General features: G+C 49.9%; 13 protein-coding genes. 3 read left to right on the top strand and 10 right to left on the bottom strand.

Annotated features, from left to right (window positions below):
* Positions 1 to 80 precede the first annotated feature (80 nt).
* From HR45_RS16920 to HR45_RS16875, 10 genes are all read right to left on the bottom strand, one after another.
* On the bottom strand, positions 81 to 1,034 hold the full coding sequence (locus HR45_RS16920) for a TAXI family TRAP transporter solute-binding subunit (protein ID WP_037445388.1): 954 nt from the start codon (positions 1,032 to 1,034) through the stop codon (positions 81 to 83).
* 680 nt (positions 1,035 to 1,714) lie between these two features.
* The gene (locus HR45_RS16915; protein WP_037445387.1) at positions 1,715 to 3,505 is read right to left on the bottom strand and encodes an AMP-dependent synthetase/ligase; all 1,791 of its coding nucleotides are present in this window, start codon (positions 3,503 to 3,505) and stop codon (positions 1,715 to 1,717) included.
* Positions 3,506 to 3,791: 286 nt separating this feature from the next.
* A complete protein-coding gene (locus tag HR45_RS16910; protein ID WP_037445386.1) occupies positions 3,792 to 4,673 on the bottom strand; it encodes a transglutaminase family protein in 882 nt (293 codons plus the stop codon).
* Complete coding sequence (locus tag HR45_RS16905; RefSeq protein WP_037445385.1) at positions 4,670 to 7,237, bottom strand: circularly permuted type 2 ATP-grasp protein; 2,568 nt, start codon at positions 7,235 to 7,237, stop codon at positions 4,670 to 4,672. Before HR45_RS16905 ends, HR45_RS16910 begins: the two co-directional genes overlap by 4 nt.
* Positions 7,238 to 7,260: 23 nt before the next feature.
* The gene (locus tag HR45_RS16900; protein WP_037445384.1) at positions 7,261 to 10,605 is read right to left on the bottom strand and encodes a transglutaminase family protein; all 3,345 of its coding nucleotides are present in this window, start codon (positions 10,603 to 10,605) and stop codon (positions 7,261 to 7,263) included.
* Complete coding sequence (locus HR45_RS16895; RefSeq protein ID WP_037445383.1) at positions 10,602 to 11,546, bottom strand: alpha-E domain-containing protein; 945 nt, start codon at positions 11,544 to 11,546, stop codon at positions 10,602 to 10,604. The genes HR45_RS16900 and HR45_RS16895 overlap by 4 nt, the downstream gene beginning before the upstream one ends.
* 2 nt (positions 11,547 to 11,548) lie before the next feature.
* Positions 11,549 to 13,003 carry a circularly permuted type 2 ATP-grasp protein gene (locus tag HR45_RS16890; protein ID WP_037445382.1) on the bottom strand — a complete coding sequence of 485 codons (1,455 nt, stop codon included), beginning with the start codon at positions 13,001 to 13,003 and terminating at the stop codon, positions 11,549 to 11,551.
* 317 nt (positions 13,004 to 13,320) lie between these two features.
* Entirely contained in the window at positions 13,321 to 14,574 is a 1,254-nt protein-coding gene (locus HR45_RS16885; RefSeq protein WP_037445381.1) for a hypothetical protein, read from the bottom strand.
* Entirely contained in the window at positions 14,571 to 15,416 is an 846-nt protein-coding gene (locus tag HR45_RS16880; RefSeq protein ID WP_037445379.1) for an ABC transporter ATP-binding protein, read from the bottom strand. Before HR45_RS16880 ends, HR45_RS16885 begins: the two co-directional genes overlap by 4 nt.
* An 11-nt stretch (positions 15,417 to 15,427) precedes the next feature.
* Positions 15,428 to 15,820, bottom strand: a complete 393-nt coding sequence (locus HR45_RS16875) for a GntR family transcriptional regulator (protein WP_037445377.1) — start codon at positions 15,818 to 15,820, stop codon at positions 15,428 to 15,430.
* A gap of 87 nt (positions 15,821 to 15,907) precedes the next feature.
* Here HR45_RS16875 and HR45_RS16870 point away from each other — a divergent pair, with 87 nt between their 5' ends.
* Genes HR45_RS16870 through HR45_RS16860 form a run of 3 tightly spaced genes read left to right on the top strand, consistent with a single transcriptional unit; the run spans position 15,908 to position 19,247 of the window.
* A complete protein-coding gene (locus tag HR45_RS16870; protein ID WP_156104107.1) occupies positions 15,908 to 17,380 on the top strand; it encodes an alpha/beta fold hydrolase in 1,473 nt (490 codons plus the stop codon).
* Positions 17,380 to 18,114 carry an ABC transporter ATP-binding protein gene (locus HR45_RS16865; protein ID WP_037445375.1) on the top strand — a complete coding sequence of 245 codons (735 nt, stop codon included), beginning with the start codon at positions 17,380 to 17,382 and terminating at the stop codon, positions 18,112 to 18,114. Before HR45_RS16870 ends, HR45_RS16865 begins: the two co-directional genes overlap by 1 nt.
* A complete protein-coding gene (locus HR45_RS16860) occupies positions 18,111 to 19,247 on the top strand; it encodes an ABC transporter permease (RefSeq protein ID WP_430742028.1) in 1,137 nt (378 codons plus the stop codon). The genes HR45_RS16865 and HR45_RS16860 overlap by 4 nt, the downstream gene beginning before the upstream one ends.
* Positions 19,248 to 19,275 lie beyond the last annotated feature (28 nt).

Genomic DNA, 19,275 nt, shown 5'->3' with positions numbered 1-19,275 from the left:
TTTGCCTCGCTACATCAGAAACGACAAATCGCTTCGACATTTCGTCGAAGCGATTTCTGAAATGGAACTACTGGCGAGCATTATTTGATTACGCCAACTTCCTTGTAATAACGCTCTGCACCAGGATGCAGCGGAATTGCAGTACTCACCGCTTTTTCTAGACTAATAGCCTTTGCAGCAGCATGCGCATTGCGCAGATAGTCGAGGTTTTCAAAGATGAGCTTAGCCATCTGATAAGCCACTTCATCTGGCACATCTTTCTGGCTGACCAGCATGTTTTGAATCGCAATAGTGTCAACATCGGTATCTTGACCATCGTAAGTGCCAGCAGGGATCACGCCGGGTTGGAACGCTGCGTTACCGATACGGTCAATCACCTCTTTTGGGATCGGTACAAAGTTCACTGGCATTGTGGACGCTAAATCGCGAAACGCCGCCATGCCTAAACCAGAGGATTGCAGGGTGGCATCCAGCTGACGGTTTTTGATCAGTTCAACCGACTCGGCATATGGCAGATATTCCACAGCGCCCAAATCATCATAAGACAGACCAGCTGCCGCAAAGATGGCACGCGCATTCAACTCAGTGCCAGATTTTGGCGCGCCTACCGACACCCGCTTACCTTTGAGGTCGGCCAGCGATTTGATATTGGCATCTTTATTGGCAACGATTTGAATGTAGTTAGGGTAAACAGCGGCGATCAAACGCAATTTATTCAGCGGCTTTTTAAAGCCCGCTTCTGCATCACCTTTCCAGGCAGCAGCAACAGAGTCACCTAACGCGAAGCCTAATTCGCCACGGCCAGCTTGTAATAAGTTAAGATTTTCTACCGAGGCTTTAGTTGCTTGCACTGAGGTTTTGGCGCCGTCGATGTTGTTGCCGTACAGCTGAGATAACGCCACGCCCAACGGATAATAGATACCGCTAGTACCGCCCGTGAGTACGTTAATAAAGGTAGGTGCGGCCCATACCGCCGAGCTGAAGCTGACGATCGCCGCAGCGCCTATCACACCAAGTTTCTTATAAAGTTTCATTTTGGTATTCCTTGTTTGACTTTGACACAGCGTTACAGACCCCCGCATAACGCTGACAAAGAAGTGATGATGCCTTCATCAGTTAATTGCCAATCAATTAATAATCGCTTATTGCTGTTTATTCAATAACCAAAAAAGTTAACTAGCAGTTAATTTTGGTCAAAAAACACTGTTACAGCAAATGCTAATATATTGGTGTGATTCTGATAAAATCACCAACTGGACAAAGGTCGAATAGCTTTTAAGATAAGTGATTTAGCGGAGATAAATTATAAAGACGTTAATTTTTGCAGAAGATATTAAATTTTTAATCATAACAATAGAAAATATAAAAACAGATAGGAGAACAACCTATAACCAATTGAATATAAACAATTTTAAAATAAAACATGAAATCCATAATTTCAAATAAATCAACAACCCACCATTTTTAACTTGGCATTAACAAAAATTCACCGTCAGCTATTCTCCCCCTTAAATATGGCTATTCATCAGCGATGACGGCTCGACGATAAAAACAAATATTGCGCCATTTTCAGCCCTGAATAATCGAATAAAAAATGTACTTTTATGTGGTAATTAAGCAAATTGCAGTCAACGCGCTGAAAATCCAATTTTTGTGAGCCAGTCGACAAAAAAGGCCGCTCCATGGCGACCTTTTTTATCGACTAAAGATTCACTTAACCACCATACATGGCGTTAATTTCACGCGCATATTTCAGGTAGATCATCTTTCGGCGTAACTTCAAGGTGGGGGTGATTAGTCCGGCTTCCATTGAGAACGCTTCTGGCAGCAGAGTAAACTTCTTAATCTGCTCAAAGCCCGCCAATTCGTGCTGTAGCTGCTTGAGACGCTCTTCAAAATGCGCCACCACCTGCGAGTTACGGATCAGCTCCAACGGTGAGTCATAGCTCAACCCTTTCTGCTTTGCCCACGACTCTAACGCTTCAAAGGCAGGTACGATCAACGCGGTCACATAGTTACGCGCATCGGCAACAATTGCGACCTGTTCAATAAACGGACAGCAACCCACTTTTCCTTCCACCCGTTGCGGCGCAATATACTTGCCGTTTGAGGTTTTCATCAGCTCTTTCAAGCGGTCAGTGATAAACAGATTACCCTTGTCATCAATTTGACCAACATCGCCCGTTTTCAACCAGCCATCTTCAAACACTTCGGCAGTTTCCATTGGCCGGTTAAAGTAACCGCGCATCACGGTCTCACCGCGCACTAGGATTTCGTTATCGGTGCCAAGGCGTATTTCAACTTCATCCAAAGGCTGACCGTTAGCCCCTTTGACGCGATTATCTAGTGAACAGCAGGCGACAGTGGCGGTGGTTTCGGTCATGCCATAGCCCACCAACAGTGGAATATTGATAGCAGCAAAGAAAGCACCTACATCGGCATCCAGCGCCGCGCCACCACAAGGCATATACTTGATACGGCCACCCAGTGCCGCATGTAACTTGCCGTAAACCAGCTTATTAGCCAACAGCCATTGCCATTTCAGCAGTAGCCCGCCTTTAGCGCGACCTTGCTCAGCTTCAAACTGGCGCTGACCCACTGACATAGCCCAAGCAAACAATTTACGCCGCGATGCAGGGCCTTTGTTGACCTTTTCCATGACCGCGCTGTAAACCTTCTCAAGAAAGCGTGGCACCACACAAACAGTATGTGGTTTAACAGCGGCGATGGCTTCTTTAACCCTTGGGGTATCCGCCAGATAGACGTTACGACCTCCGCGGCTCATCACGTAGTAGCTCCAGCCACGCTCGTATACATGGCTTAATGGCAAGAACACGAGTGATACATCACCTTGCTCAAACGGCACTCGTTGATGATGCTGTCGCATCGCCGAGGCGAAATTACGCTGATCGAGCATCACCCCTTTCGGATCACCCGTCGTCCCCGAGGTGTAGATCAATGTCATCAGGTCATCGAGGCTCGATTCTGCAATGCGCTGCTGCAATTGCGGATGTTCAATGCCCGCTTCTTCAGACAACAAAGTATCCAGATGGTAGTGCAGATTACTCTTTAGCTGCACATCGTTATCAAACACGATCACTTGTTGCAGCGACGGACACAAAGGCTGCAGTTTGCAGGCCATGTGATATTGCGCTTGGTTGGTCACACACAGCACCTTGGCGCCGGAATCACGAATGATATAGACCGCTTGTTCCAAGGTAGAGGTAGGATAAATCGGCACCAATGCGCCACGTGCTTTATTGGTGGCGATATCGACAATTGACCATTGTGGACAGTTGTTAGATAGAATAGCGACGCGATCTTGAACTGCCAGACCATGGTCGATAAAAGCGGCCGCAAGTTGGTCACTATAATTTTTAAATTGAGTCCAGCTGACCTTGTCCCATGGGGACGCCATTTCAAAGCCTTCCAGGGCGATATTATCCGGCTGCTGTTGCACTTGTTGTTCCAGCAGGCTGACAATTTGGTATTGCTCAAGAGACATGATGTAAATCACCTTTTAGCTTACAGCTGTTTCGCTTTTATCATTTTAACCCAAGCACCCGCAGAGCAGAAAGATTTTTGCCTTAATTAAGCGATGACTCACACTCAAAAAATCTGGTTCGACCAGATGCTAATTTATTGAAATAACGGACAATGAATTTATATGACCGGTTAATCACCATTATTCAGATTAGGCTAAAGTAGAATAAAAACTCTATTTTACAACCGCTTGAATGGCGCAGACGGAGGCGTCTGCGCTGGCTGGTTTTATGAACAGCTGGCGTGTATTAGATGCGTTGAACGTCAACAGAAACTGACAGTGAGTGAGTCTCCCCACCATCAAAGATCACGCCTTGCAATGGCGAAACATCGGCATAATCGCGTCCCCAGGCGGTGACAATGTGCTGCCCGTTGGGCATTAAATCATTGGTGGGGTCGAATTCAACCCAACCTAACTCAGGCACATAGATAGCAAACCATGCATGTGATGCATCAGCGCCGACGAGCTTTTCCTGTCCGGGCGGCGGTAGGGTTTCGAGGTAGCCGCTGACATAACGAGCAGGTAGCCCGACAGAACGAATACAGGCAATCGCAAAATGGGCAAAATCCTGACATACGCCGCGCCTTTCCTTCAACACGGTTTCCGCTGGCGTGGTCACATCGGTTGCCGTGGCATCAAAAGTAAATTCGGTAAAGATTTTATGAGTAAAATCTAACGCGGCTTGCAATACTGGCACCTCATCCGCAAAGGTTTCCGCCGCATAGTCACGGAGCAATTTCGAACACTGGATATGGGTCGAATCCAGCATAAACTCTTTCACCATGCGTAGCTCAGGCGTCCACGGCTGCGCTAATAGACGGCGTAAGTCACCGCAGGTCATGTCATGCAGTTGCAACTGATTGGGGAGATCTTCTTCCTCAATCTCAAAAAAGCATTCCACCTCAATCGCCAGCTTTTTATGCGGTTCCTGAATCGAGAAATAGAAGGTTTCATTGCCGAAGTAATCTTCACCGGCACTCTGGTAGATAGGTGTTGGCGTCACCAGAATACGTTGACTCAAACACTGCTGCTTCGGCGTGTTGCGCGGCAGTAAATGGGTCATGTTGTAACACAGCGTCACTGCGGAGCTGTATTGATACTCAGTGAGATGACGTACGCGATATCTCATATGTCTGCCTTCCATTGCGCTTTAATCAACTGTTGCGGCCCGGCGGTGTGGTCAAAATACTTATCACTCAGCAAGCTGGTGAACTGATCGAGCTGATCACTGATTTGTGTCATCAGTTGCTCTAAGTTCACGCGGGTTTCAGTGTCTTCATCAATTAACGCCAGCGCCTCAAGGTCGGCCAACTGGATATCGTTAAGCGACTTAATGATCAGCCGATTTTCCGCATTGAGCCCAGAACTTTGGGTGTAGCTGCGTGGCAATTCATTCAAATACTTGCGCAGTTGATCAATCTGATAAATCAGCGAGCGTGGGTTGGAGGCATCGATCATCAATAAATCCAAACCATAGGCGATACGGGCCCGCGTGCGATAACGACGACGGAAGGAGATCAAGGCTTCTACGCTAAGCAGCACGGACTCTAAGATCTGCTGCTGTTGCAGACTTGGCAGATGAGAGGTTAGCGTTGCTTTGAGCAATGTGGCCGTTTGCAAGGCGCGCTCGGTGCGGCGACCAATCTCTTGGAACATCCAATCCATACCACGCAACATGCTTTCGTGAGTCAAACCTGACAACGCCAGTAATGAGGTCACCAAGCTATCGAGCGACTCTTCCGGTACCGCTGGCAGACCATCTCGGTAGGCTTCATCGACTGCCAGAATATGGTCGCGCAGTTCATTCAAAATAATGCGCGTATCGGCAGAAAGCATCTCTTTAACCTGTTCACCACAGGCCAACATAGATTGCAGGTTGTACTTGATGCTGCCAACCCGTTCACCATCAATCACTAATGCCGCCAGCTCATCATTAGGATTCTCCAGCAGCTCTGGATCCTCTGTAAAGCCGGGCAAACATCCGGTGAGCTGCGACATAGCACTGAGCAACACATCACGGCTTTCTGGTGGAAATGGTTCAATACCATTCAGTTGTTTAAAGATGGTGCGCATCAAACGCAGACTCAGTTCTGCTCGCTCTGCGTAGCGACCAAACCAAAACAGATTTTCGATAACCCGCGATGGCAGATTGCTGGCTTCAGCACGATCACGCGGCTGCGCATCCAAAACCGGTAAGCTACTGTTATCTGGTTGGTCGCTGACGACCCAGGTATCTTTACTCATAGCGCCAGATAAACTGGTCACTATCGCTTCGGCAGTGGACTCTGCCACTCGCGTCAATCCGCCCGGCATCACACAGTAACCTTCTTTATCGGCCACAGTGAAACCACGGAAAATACTGGGGCGCGGTTCGATATTGTGCGCGTTCCAGATCGGCGCAATGGCCCCAGGAATATAGCTCTGTGCCACATAAGAATGAGGATTTTGTTCAATCTGCTCGATGATCTCTCGCCGTGTTTGCTCATCCAAACTATGGCCATAGACGCTGCGACTGTTATAGCTGCGATAAGCCGGCTTAATGATCAACTGTTCAAGGTTAGCCAATACATAGTTTTTTTCATCGGGGTTACCGCACCACCACGTACGCACCGATGGCAACATCAGTGGCTCATTCAGTAAAAATTGGCTGATTTGCGGTAAAAAGGCCAATAAGGCTGGCGCTTCCAGCACCCCACTACCCAACGGGTTGGCCAACACTACATTGCCGTTACGCGCCACTTCCAGTAGACCGGGCACCCCGAGACGAGAATCAGCGCGCAACTCACTCTGGTCACAATAGCTGTCGTCCATACGTCGCAGAATCACATCTACTTGGGTGAGACCGTTAAGCGACTTCATCCATACCTTGCCATTACGCACGGTAAGATCGCCGCCCTGTACCAGCGGGAAACCAAGATAGTTGGCCAGATAGGCGTGTTCAAAGTAGGTACTGCTGTACGCGCCCGGAGTCAGCACCACAATCCGTGGTGAATCGGTCTTATGCGCAACAAGGTTCGCTAAGGTTTGCCGCACCGTGTGAAAGAAGCTCGACAAGCGCAGCACGTTGGCATTACGAAACATGCCAGGTACAACCCGCGATACTACGGTACGATTTTCTAGCGCATAACCCGTGCCGCTAGGCGCCTGCGTGCGATCACCGATGGCGATAAAGTGCCCGTCTTGACCACGCACCATATCCACCGCATGAAAAATGAGTTGATGCGTCCCTGGCAGCTTAAGCCCATGGCACTGCCGCAGAAATCCCGGATGGGAAAAGATAATCTCCGACGGAATAATGCCCTCTTTTAACAAGCGCTGTTCGCCGTAGAGATCTTGATAAATCAAATCAAATAATGTGGCTCGCTGCGCCAGTCCACGTTCAACAATCTGCCACTCCGCTTGCTCAATCACATTTGGCACTATGTCCAATGACCAGACCGTTGGTGAAAGCGGGTCGTTATTGAGGTTATAAGTGGCCCCATCGTCGCGCAAAATGCGTTGGGCGCGGCGATAGCGATCCTGCATGGCATCGTCACCCAATCTGGCAATATTATCCATGACCAGTTGCCAGTGAGGTCGCACAGCCCGTGCAAAATCGAACGCTTCATCATAAGCGCCCTGCGGCTGCGCATAGGGTGCCTGCGGCTGCAAATCATCGCTTGCAGCGGCAGACAGAGAACCTGTTGATGTCATGTTTTACTGCTAATTGTCGAAAATTAGAGCCTAGTATACTTTCTTCTGAGATCTAAGGTATGCGGATATTCCTGCGTTGGTTCCTCCTCAGCAGGAGCTAATTGTTTTGGCAGGGTTTTATTTTCATAAAACTCGCGCAATGCATTAAATTCCGGCGGTGGAATCAAAGGTCCCTGCGTAAAGCCCTGATCAAAGAAGCGATTGACGCGACGCGCCTCGGCCTCATTGCTGTTCACTGGCAGCGTATCGTAGTTACGTCCACCGGCATGGCTGACATGATAAGTACAACCACCGACCGACACACCATTCCAACTGTCCACCAAATCAAACACTAACGGCGAGTCGACACCTAAGGTGGGGTGTAATGCCGAAGGCGGAGCCCAGGCTCGATAGCGCACGGCACCGACCATTTCTCCTTGGGTGCCCGTGGATGACAGCGGCACACGACGACCATTACAGGTGAGCACATAGCGATTATCGCTCATGCCAGTCAAGCGCACTTGTAAACGCTCGACGGAGGAGTCGACAAACCTTGAGGTGCCAGACTGAGTGATCTCTTCACCGAGCACATGCCATGGCTCAATCGCCCAGCGTAGCTCTAACTGGATATCACCAATCTGCTGTCGGCCATAATGGGGAAAACGAAACTCTTCAAACGGCGCCAACCACTCTAACTTGAATGGATAACCGTGGCGCTGCAGATCGTCGACAACATCTTTAATATCCTGCCATACGTAATGCGGCATCATAAATTTGTCGTGTAACAACGTGCCCCAACGTACCAGCGGTTTCTTGTACGGCTTGTGCCAAAAGCGCGCCACTAAACAGCGCAATAGCAGCATCTGCACCAAAGACATTCGCGCATGCGGTGGCATTTCAAAACCACGAAACTCCAGCAGGCCTTGACGCCCACTGGCGCTGCCCGCGGCATAAAGTTTGTCGATACAGAACTCGGAGCGATGGGTGTTGCCGGTAATATCCACCAGCAGATTACGCATCAGACGATCCACCAGCCATGGCGCATTCACTTCGCCATCAGGCATATTGTCAAAGGCGATTTCCAGCTCGTACATGGCTTCATCACGGCCTTCATCGACCCTCGGAGCTTGGCTGGTTGGGCCGATAAACATGCCAGAAAACAGATAAGACAAGCCCGGATGATGCTGCCAGTAGGTCACCAAACTGCGCAGCAGATCGGGGCGCCGTAGCATAGGGCTATCGGCGGGCGTGACGCCACCTAAGGTCACATGGTTACCGCCCCCTGTGCCAGTATGACGACCATCGAGCATAAATTTCTCGGTGTCGAGTCGTGATAGATAGGCTTGCTCGTACAGCGTTTCAGTGTTGTGTACCAGCTCATCCCAGTTCTTCGCCGGATGAATGTTAACTTCTATCACACCCGGATCTGGGGTGATAAGGAATTTCTGCAGGCGGTAATCTTTTGGCGGCTCGTACCCTTCAATCACCACAGGTAACTGCAACTTACTCGCGACTGCCTCGATGGCATTGATCAGTGCCACGTAGTTTTCTAAGTAACTCACCGGCGGCAAAAACAGGTGCAAGCGGCCATCACGCACTTCTAAACAGATAGCGGTGCGCACCACATTTTTGACGATTTTCAGTGCTGGCTGACAATGCCCAGCAGCCTGTTGCTGCTCGGCAATAGCAGGCGCATCAGCTGCAATATTAAATACAGGCAGCGGTTCACGAGGTTCGAATGGATCGCGCTCGGCATCCAGCTCTTCTTCCGACACAGCAGGCAAGGATGCCAACGGCAAACGGAATCCCATCGGGCTATCACCGGGGATCAAGGTGATCACTTCGGCACGCATCGGCCACAAACTGCTTTGCCATGCCACGCCATTGAACTCAACGGGCAGAATAAAGCCGGTCGGGTTTTCCAATCCATGACTCAATAGTTTGGCCAATCGGCGCCGTTCTAAATCATCTTTTAAGTCGGCTTTACGCGGGTCTACGCCTTCTGGCAACTGCCGCTCTAGCCATAAGTAATACAGTGTGTCTTCAAACGCTGGTTGCAGATAGCGCGACGCGACGCCAAGCTGGGTGCAGAGCTGCTCACCAAATTGCTGCGCTTGTGCCAATGTATGCCCATAGTTGGTATCGACGCGCGCCAACAACTTAGGGTCGTGCCACAGCGCTTCACCATCGGTACGCCAAAAACAACCAAGGGCCCAACGCGGAACTTCCTCACCGGGATACCACTTGCCTTGGCCGTAATGCAGCAAACCATTGGCACCAAATTGCTGCTTCATGCGCAGCAATAGATCTTTGGCTAAGCGTAATTTATCGGCGCCGAGCGCAGCAGTATTCCACTGCGCGGAGTCCATATCGTCTATGGAGACAAAAGTAGGCTCTCCGCCCATGGTAAGCCGCACATCGTGCTCAGCAAACTCCGCATCTACGGCGCGGCCCAGCGCTTTTATGTTTTGCCACTCGTCATCGGAATAGGGCTTAGTCACTCGAGGGTCTTCGTGAATACGAGTGACCACGTTTTCATAGCTGAATTCGCACTCGCACAGGTCGGTAAAACCGGTAATAGGCGCAGCAGATACCGGATCTGCAGTACACGAGAGCGGAATATGCCCTTCACCAGCGAATAAACCACTAGTTGGGTCGAGGCCAATCCAGCCAGCACCAGGCAGATAAACCTCGCACCACGCATGCAAGTCGGTAAAGTCGTGGTCAGTTCCCGAAGGACCATCGAGCGCTTTCACATCGGCGACCAGTTGCACCAGATAACCGGAAGCAAAACGGGCGGCGAGACCCAGACGGCGAAGAATTTGCACTAATAACCAAGCGGTATCACGACACGAACCTTTCTTCAGCGTCAGGGTTTCTTTGCAGGTTTGCACCCCGGGTTCTAAGCGGATGCCATAACCAATATCCTGCGATAAACGGCTATTAAGCGATACCAAAAAACCGACAATGGCTTGCGGCTTGCGATTGATGCCCGCCATCCATTCATCTAATTCAGGACAATCTTCCACTGTCTTTAAGTAGGGCGCTAACTCCTCTTTTAAACCATCGGCATAGTTGAACGGGAATTTTTCGGCGTATTCTTCGATGAAAAAATCGAACGGATTGATAACCGTCATATCGGCTATCACTTCAACCGCGAACTCCAGCTTCTTGGTTTTTTCCGGAAACACTAAGCGCGCCATCCAGTTACCGAACGGGTCTTGCTGCCAGTTGATAAAGTGATCTTCTGGCGTCACCTTGAGCGAATAGCCATGAATGTGGGTGCGTGAATGTGGCGCAGGCCGCAAGCGCAAAATATGCGGCGACACATTGATGTAGCGATCAAACTCGTAAGTGGTTTTGTGTTGAATCGCAACGCGGATGGTCATGCGGCATCCCCTTGCTGAAAATGAAACCAGTTTTCAGTGATTTGATGATGCAGGGTGATCATACCGAGCTGCACTTCATTTAAGTAATCACTAAACTTCTCATTTAGATCAGTGGAATGCTCAACACCATTGGTGATTTGCAACAGCTTGTCGACATTAGCCGCAATAATACCGAAACGCGGTAAGGTCGCAGCGGCGGCTTTGACTTGCTCTAAACAGTAGCGTTGCGAGCGCGGGAAGCAGGGATCGGTCAGCATAAAGGTCACCACCGACGCACCGTTAATGGAACAACGCATGGTACGACGAAAACTCAGATACGCACTCTGTGATTTCAATACCTTAGACCACACCACTTGGCCGAGTTTAACGCTCTCTTCCTCTTGCGAATGCTGCATCTGGAAGTTAGCCGCATCCAGAATACGAGTATTCATGTCAGCACGCTCTAAAAAGCGCCCCATCATAATGAAATGCCAACCGGCATGGCGATCCATGGTGCCGGTGAGCAAACCAATAATCTTTTGGCAACCTTCAATGATGGTATTGAGATAGGCGTGACGAACCGAGCGATTGATCCCTTGTTTGATATTTTGCCGGGCATACAGATCGAGCTCGTTAATCAACTCCCACATCTCGCCCGGCACCACGTCGCGGGTCGTACGGATATTCTCACGCACCATTTTCACGGAGGACAACAAGGAACTCGGATTGGTATCGTCCGCCAGCATAAATTTCAGCACATTGTGCTCATCGCGCACTTTGTAACGTTGGTTATAGAGCTCAACCCCACTGTTTATCTCCACCAAGTTATACCAAGACACCGCAATGTCCCGCGGCAAGTCATACAACAAGTCATCGTAGACACTGACCAAACGGGCGATGTTCTCGGCCCGTTCCAAATAACGCGCGCTCCAGTAAAGCCGTTCTGCAACTCGAGATAACATGTTTATTCTCCTTTGGTCACTACGATCCAAGTATCCTTACTACCACCACCTTGTGACGAATTAACGACCAAGGAGCCTTTTTTCATGGCTACCCGCGTCAAGCCACCAGTGGTCACATAGGTGTTGCGGCTTTGTAAAATAAAAGGACGGAGATCAAGGTGGCGCGGTTCGAGTGCGCCAGTACCAATTAAGGTTGGTGCGGTCGATAACTTGAGTGTCGGTTGCGCAATATAGTTGCGCGGATTGGCTTTAATCAGCTCGGCAAAGGTTTGCTGCTCTTTTTTGCTAGAGTGCGGCCCAACCAACATGCCATAACCACCGGATTCGTTGGCTGGCTTAACAACTAATTTGTCGAGATTTGCCAGCACGTATTCGCGCTGTTCCGGATCGTCGCACAAGTAGGTTTCAACGTTCGGCAGAATCGGTTCTTCATCGAGGTAGTAACGGATCAGCGCTGGTACGTAGGCATACACCACTTTGTCATCGGCGACACCTGCACCAGGTGCATTCGCCAGCGCTACATTGCCCGCTTTCCACGCCCGCATCAGCCCGGGAACGCCTAATACCGAATCAGGATTGAAGGCTTCCGGGTCGATAAATAGATCGTCAATGCGGCGATAAATCACATCCACCCGTTCCGGACCGTAAATGGTTTTCATGTAAACACAGTCGTCGTCGCCGACAAACATGTCACTGCCTTCAACTAATTCGACGCCCATCTGTTGTGCTAGAAACGCATGCTCAAAGTACGCCGAGTTATAAATGCCGGGCGTCAACACCACAATTTCAGGGCGGGCGATATCCCGTGGCGACAATGCCGCTAAGGTTTCAAATAACTCTGCCGGGTAGGATGCATTGGGCTGAATATCATCGTTTTCAAACAGTTCAGGTAAAACACGTTTGGTAATAGCGCGGTTTTCCAACATGTACGAGACACCTGACGGCACCCGCAGGTTATCTTCCAGTACATAGAACTTGCCGTCATGATCGCGCACCAAATCGGTACCACAGATATGTGCCCACACCCCAAAAGCGGGCGAAACACCGACACACTCTGGGCGAAAGTTTTTCGATTCTTTGATGATATGTTCAGGAATGATGCCGTCTTTGATACAGTTCTGCTCGTGGTAGAGGTCATCAATAAAGCGGTTAAGTGCGGTGAGTCGTTGTTTGAGGCCCGCTTCGGTGACTGCCCAATCCTTGGCTTCAATGGTGCGCGGAATGATATCGAATGGCCAAGCGCGGTCGATGTTGCCCTCTTCGGTATAGACGGTAAAGCTAATGCCCATCTCCTGCACCGTAGCTTCGGCGGTAATGCGCCGTTTTTCTAGTTCTTCAGCGGTGAGCGAGTCGAGATATTTGAGCAGTTGTTTGGCGGGTGGGCGTGGCGCTCCTGATGGTTCGATGAGCTCATCGAAAAAGTCACCAGAGTCATAATTTTTTATTAGTTTATCCATAGACCGAATGTCCTCTTTGACAACCTTGGTGCAGGCTATCGCTGCTGTGCGTTTTTCCAGCGCATCCTGAGCTATCAATGCCCCAAATTGGTGCTATTAGCAAGCAGAACTCCCCGTTATACGGCAAAAAACGAAGATTTATCTACCGAATTGCAGACAGCGATGCTGAAAGGATAGAGCAGCAAATTCCATACCACAGCAGGAAGCAATTGCAGCGAACAGAATGGCCACCAACGAAGACAACGTTAGTGCAAAAATTAGCATAAAAGTTTTGCTAACAAAGAAGTGTTAGCTTGCCCTCAAATAGTTAAGGGAAGCTAATAGGACCAGCCAGAGCGCCACAGACGCTGATTGCTCCAGCGGAAAAAGAGAGTTGAGAGCAGCATTATCACCACGTCAACCAGTAACAGCCATTCAGGGATATCCAATCCATGTTCTCCCTTAGCTAAATAGACACTCATAAAACCATTTTGCAATCCGTAAAAGAACACCATAAGCGCCATATGCAATGGCTTGGAACATAAGCAACCAAGGGCAAAACCGATCATGCAACCATAATATGTGGCGAACAGCAGATGTAGCGTCGGTTGCCATGCCCAAGCCGCGATCACAGTGGTTTGTACCAACCACACCAAGCAGACAATCGACATCGACACGAGTAACAAACGCATTTGCGCATGCGAGAATGCGCGCCGCATGCCATCAATACCATCGTACATGGGCAGCATCAGCAACGAGGTAACATTACGAGCCCGCATAATTCGGCTCCAATGCACCATCAAGCCGGTAAATACCGCCAGCACTCCGGCAATAAGTGGTGCAGGAAAATCTTTCTCTAATAGCAGATTAACGGCGATAGTCGCGAGCGGAAACACCGCAGATAACACCAAAATCCACAGTAGCCCCGGCCCGATAAAATGGGGAATAGGATAAAACCATCGACTTAGCTTAAGTTGCAGCTGCGATGCACCAAGACGTGGAACCCAAAGCCAACCGCACTCAATACCACTTCGATATACCGCCATGCCCTCGCTTTTCCAGCGAGACTGCCTTATTTGTGGCCAGGCAACAACCGCAACCGCTAACGCTAAGGTCCACCACACAAATGCGGGTAACCAACGGGCAATATCATCCAGCACAAATAACAACACGAACAAAAATAACGACAACTGAAAGGTATTGGGACGTCGAAGACAATAAAGTACGAAACAACCGGAAATTAACCATGCTACCCCTTGAACCGCAAGCATCAGTTCTGATTGGTAAAGCAGCTTCGCAATCGCGAGGTTTGCCAACAGAATAAAAGCCAGAATCAAACGAGTGTGGCGCAGCACCATACTGCGATAGCCCGGTACTAACGCCGACCATTCGGTCGCTTGTAAACGAATCAGCTGCCACAACACGGCACAAGTCGCACTGAATATACTGAGGCCAAAAAACAACGCGGGACGCTGATCTTCTGGATTCGTCACACCAAACACGATGGCAAAGAGCAGACCAAGCAGCACATTAAACAGAAAGCTGCCGCTGCCCATGTCTTTACCCCACAGTAATACCAGCGCTTTCATCATGGATGTAACTCCATAAATAGCTGCTCTAGATTGAGCGGCAAACAACTTTGTGCATCAGCGATAACTTCCCCTTGGTAGCCATCAATCAGCAACGTGCGCCCTTTGTGCGCCAACACACTTACCGAACTTGGTAACTCAGGCAAAGAGTCATGACCCAACGTCACGATTCGCAGCTGCTCACGCAGCTCATCCAGCTCGCGCATTAGCATTAACTCGCCATTTTTCATTAATGCTACATGGCTGGCAACACGCTCCAAGTCTGAGGTGATATGAGATGAAAACAGTACCGCAGAGCCGGATTCTAGTGCCAAGTCAAACAGATCCGCCATAAAGCGACGGCGCGCCACTGGGTCAAGACTGGCGACTGGCTCATCTAACAGCAACAGTTTGGGCCGATACGCCATGGCCATAATCAGCGCCAGCGATTGCCGTTGCCCGATCGACAGTTTTTGTACGGCGGTTTTACCGTCTAGGTCAAAACGTTGCAGCCAGTCTTGCTCCAATGCCTGATCCCAGTTGGGATAGAAGCTACGATGCAGACTTAACGCTTGAGCAACCGAAAATCCTTCATAACCAAAAGGTTGCTGAGCAACATAACCAATGGTGGCCTTAGTCTTGGCACTCAGCGCCATGGGCGACTCATTCAAGATCCGTACATTGCCGCTGTCGGCCGCAACAATGCCCAGCGCCACTCGCATCAGCGTAGATTTCCCCGCGCCATTGGCGCCGAGTAGTCCTACCACCATTCCTGGATACAGGGTTAATGACAAACCATTAAGCACAGTTTTACCGTCAAACTGCTTGGTGATATCACGTAACTCGAGTAACGCATCTTGCTCCATGAATGACTCCATTACTTTTCATCCGAATCCAATTGCTGCCATTGCGCGGCAAGTAACACTTGCAACTGCGACAGCGATAATCCTAATTGGCGGGCGTTGGCCAACACGTCAGCAAGTTGTGGTGCCAGCAGAGCTTCAGGCGACGCTGTTGTTTTAGGTGTATTAGCGGCAACACGCGTTGCTTGACCACGACGACGCTCCAACCATCCTTGATCGACTAACTGCTGTATCGCACGGGACACTGTCATCGGGTTTACCGACAGATGTGCGGCAATCTGCCGCACCGATGGCAGCACTGTATCAGTCGGCAATTGACCACCGACGATTAAATGAATGATTTGCTCGGTCAACTGGCGGTAGATAGGTTCACCGCTACTGGGGTTGACATGCAGAAGTTCCAACATTAGCCTTGAACACTGTATTAATACATTGATACACTCGATTTAGTTAAATTAACATACCTGCATCGAATTGCAAACAAGGAAATCAGCATGAAGCAGTATCAATTACGCTGGCGCGGCCCCATGCTTGGGCTGTTACTGGCCACTTTAGCTGTGACTCTGACAGCCAACGCGGCCGCTGATGATAGTAGTAGCTGCTACGCTGACGGTCTGTCTGATCGGCTCAAATGTGGCAGTGTCGAAGTCGTCGAAAACCCTAACAAACCCAATGGACGTAAGATTCAAATCCATTACGTGGTGATCCCAGCCATCAAAAACCAAGCGCCGCAGGAAGCGATTTTGGGCATTGCTGGCGGACCGGGCCAATCGGCGATTGACAATGCGGCATCATTCGAACGCATGCTCAGCAAAGCACGACAACATCGTGATATTTTGCTGATTGATCAACGTGGTACCGGTGAATCGAACAAACTGGCCTGTGCCGGACAAGATCTCAGCGATATTCTCAAGCTCAATGATGATGCCTTTGATAGCGTTAAAGAAGCGCGCGAATGCAAAGCCAAATTGGATGCCGATGTCACGCAATATGGTAGTGAGCAGGCACTGCATGATTTTGAAGTAGTACGTCAGCACCTCGGTTATGAAAAGCTGCACCTCTACGGTGTATCTTATGGCACGCGGATGGCGCAGCTGTATATGCGCCAATATCCGCAGGCGTTGAAAACCGTCACGCTCGATGGTGTGGTGCCGATGAGTCAAAGCGTATTAGCGATTGGCGCCGCCATCGCCCGCGCCCAAGACTTAGTCATCGACGACTGTGAACAAGATAAATCTTGCCAAGCAACCTATCCCAAGTTGCGCCAAGAATTTACCCAGGTACAAGCTGCTCTGGCGGAATATCCGGTGATGGAAAAGGTGCATAATCCTGTGACAGGCGACACCGCACTGCTAACCCTGACCCGGGATAAATTCCTCGGAGCACTGCGCTTAGCCTTGTACTCCCCGGCTGTACGTTCATTACTGCCCTTTACCATTCATCAAACCTATCGCAAAAATTATCAGCCGTTGCTCGGTCTGCTGGCGATGCAAGATGGCTCGCTGGACTTAGCCATGGGCATGCACGCCGCGGTTGTGTGTGGTGAGGATTGGCCGCGTTTGACGGCCGCGCTACGCGAAGAAGCCGCACGGAGCGTCATGGGCCAAATGATGTTAAAGAGCCTCGATGAGAGCTGTCCAATTTGGGGGATACCAGCTGTAGACAAAGCGTTTGGCGCACCGATCAGCAGTGATATTCCGACGCTATTGCTCTCTGGTGAAAAAGATCCGGCCACGCCCCCGAAGTGGGCAGAGATGGCCATGCAAAAAATGACCAATGCGCGACATCTGATTTCACCTTACGCCACGCATAACGTCGCCGCCCAATCTTGTGCTGGTGATTTGATTGCCACACTGGTGGAAACCGATGACGTTAATGCCATTGATGGCGAGTGTCTCAAGAAAGATGTCCGCCGTAGCTTCTATCTGAATGCCAGCACTGTTGAACCTTTGCCGGAGGGTAAATAATGATAAACGTGAATAATATCAGTAAGAAAATCGGCAAAGTACAGGCACTGGATAACTTAAGTTTCTCAGCCGAAGATGGCATGATTACCGGTTTACTTGGGCCTAACGGTGCGGGTAAAACCTCCTGTTTGCGCACCATTTTCGGTCTGCTGAAACCAGACAGCGGCAATGCCGAAATTGATGGTATCGATGTTGCCAAGCAGCCCGTAGCGGCCAAGGCTCAATTGGGATTATTTCCCGATCCCTTTGGCTTGTACGAACGATTAACGCCGCGGGAATATATCCATTATTTTGCCAAGCTTTCAGGCATGAGCAGCAGCGATGCTAAACAGGCAACGGCGTCGGTATTAGCCAAACTGCGTATGGATGATATTGCCGATCGTCGCACTAAGGGTTTCTCGCAGGGGCAACGAATGAAGACGGCATTAGCGCAAGCGATTGTCCACCAGCCAACCAACATTATTCTCGATGAACCAACGCGTGGCTTAGATGTGATGAGCACCCGCGTGCTGCGGGATTTGCTGGTCGAGCTGAAACAGCAAGGCCATTGCGTGTTGTTCTCCAGCCATGTGATGCAGGAAGTTGCTGCCCTGTGTGATCGGGTGATTGTGATGGCTAACGGTAAAGTCGCCGCTATCGGCAGTCCACAGGAGCTGTGTGATCGCACTGGCAAGGATTCTCTGGAAGAAGCCTTTATTCAATTGATTGGTACCGATGAGGGGATTGCCGCATGATCAGTAAAGTACTTACCTTGCTGCGCAAGGAACTCATTGATGCCAGCCGCGATAAGCGTTCGGTATTAGCCGGTCTGTACTATGCCATTGGCACACCATTGATTATGTGTGGCCTTTTTATGGTGTTAATCAATCAGCTGTCGAGCCCCGATGATCTGCCAATTAAGGTCACGAATGCCGAGCAAGCCCCCGATTTAGTGCGTTATCTCGGTCAAAAGGGGATTAATGCTGCAGAAGGCGAAAAGGCCGATAAAATTCGCCTTGAGATCAGTGACGATTACGCCAAGCAGATGGCACAAGGCAAAAGCGCAGAAGTCATAATCGTCGCCGATAACTCTGAGGAGAAACTGCAAAAGTCAATTCGTCGCTTGCAACAAGCGCTGCAAGGCTACTCGGCAGAAATGGGCAGTTTGCGTCTGCTTGCGCGCGGTATCGATCCCCGCGTACTACGCCCACTCAAAGTGGAGTTACATGATCAGGCCACCCAAGATTCTAAAGGTGGCATGATCATGGGTATCGCCATCTTCACTATGCTGTATTCGGTGTTTATCTCTGGTATGAACTTAGCGATTGATACCAGTGCGGGTGAACGTGAGCGCAACTCACTAGGGTTGTTGCTGAGCCATCCAGTAACGACCGGACAATTAGTACTATCGAAACTGCTGGCGGTGACCGCATTTGCCATGCTGGGGTTAGTCCTAATTCTGATTATTAGTCACTTTGCTTATCCTATGGTGCCGTGGCCTGAGCTGGGCTTTAGCATCACCATCACCCCCGCGTTTATGGCAACCGTGTTGTTGATTGGACTACCGGTAGCCATGTTAGCGGCAAGTTTGCAGTTGTTTGTCTCCTTTATGGCGAAGACCTTCAAAGAAGCACAATCCTATCTGACCATGGTGATGTTTATTCCGTTGGCATTGGCAATGAGTGCCAGCTACAACATCGCACCAGATGTACTGAAATGGCTACCAGTGTCTGGACAGCAAGGCGCTTTGATGGAAGTGATTAAAGGAAAAGCGTTACCGCTACAGGAGCTATTAGTGTCATCAGGCGCCACAGTGGCGATTACACTGCTGCTAGCACTGGCGTTAACTCGAATGCTACGCAGTGAAAAGGTTGTGTTTGGCCTGTAAATTTGAAGGGTAAGCTAAATTACCCTCT

This window comes from Shewanella mangrovi, assembly GCF_000753795.1.
Classification (GTDB): domain Bacteria; phylum Pseudomonadota; class Gammaproteobacteria; order Enterobacterales; family Shewanellaceae; genus Shewanella; species Shewanella mangrovi.
The sequence above is the reverse complement of the archived record's forward strand: the minus strand, read 5'-3'. Positions and strand labels throughout refer to the sequence as shown.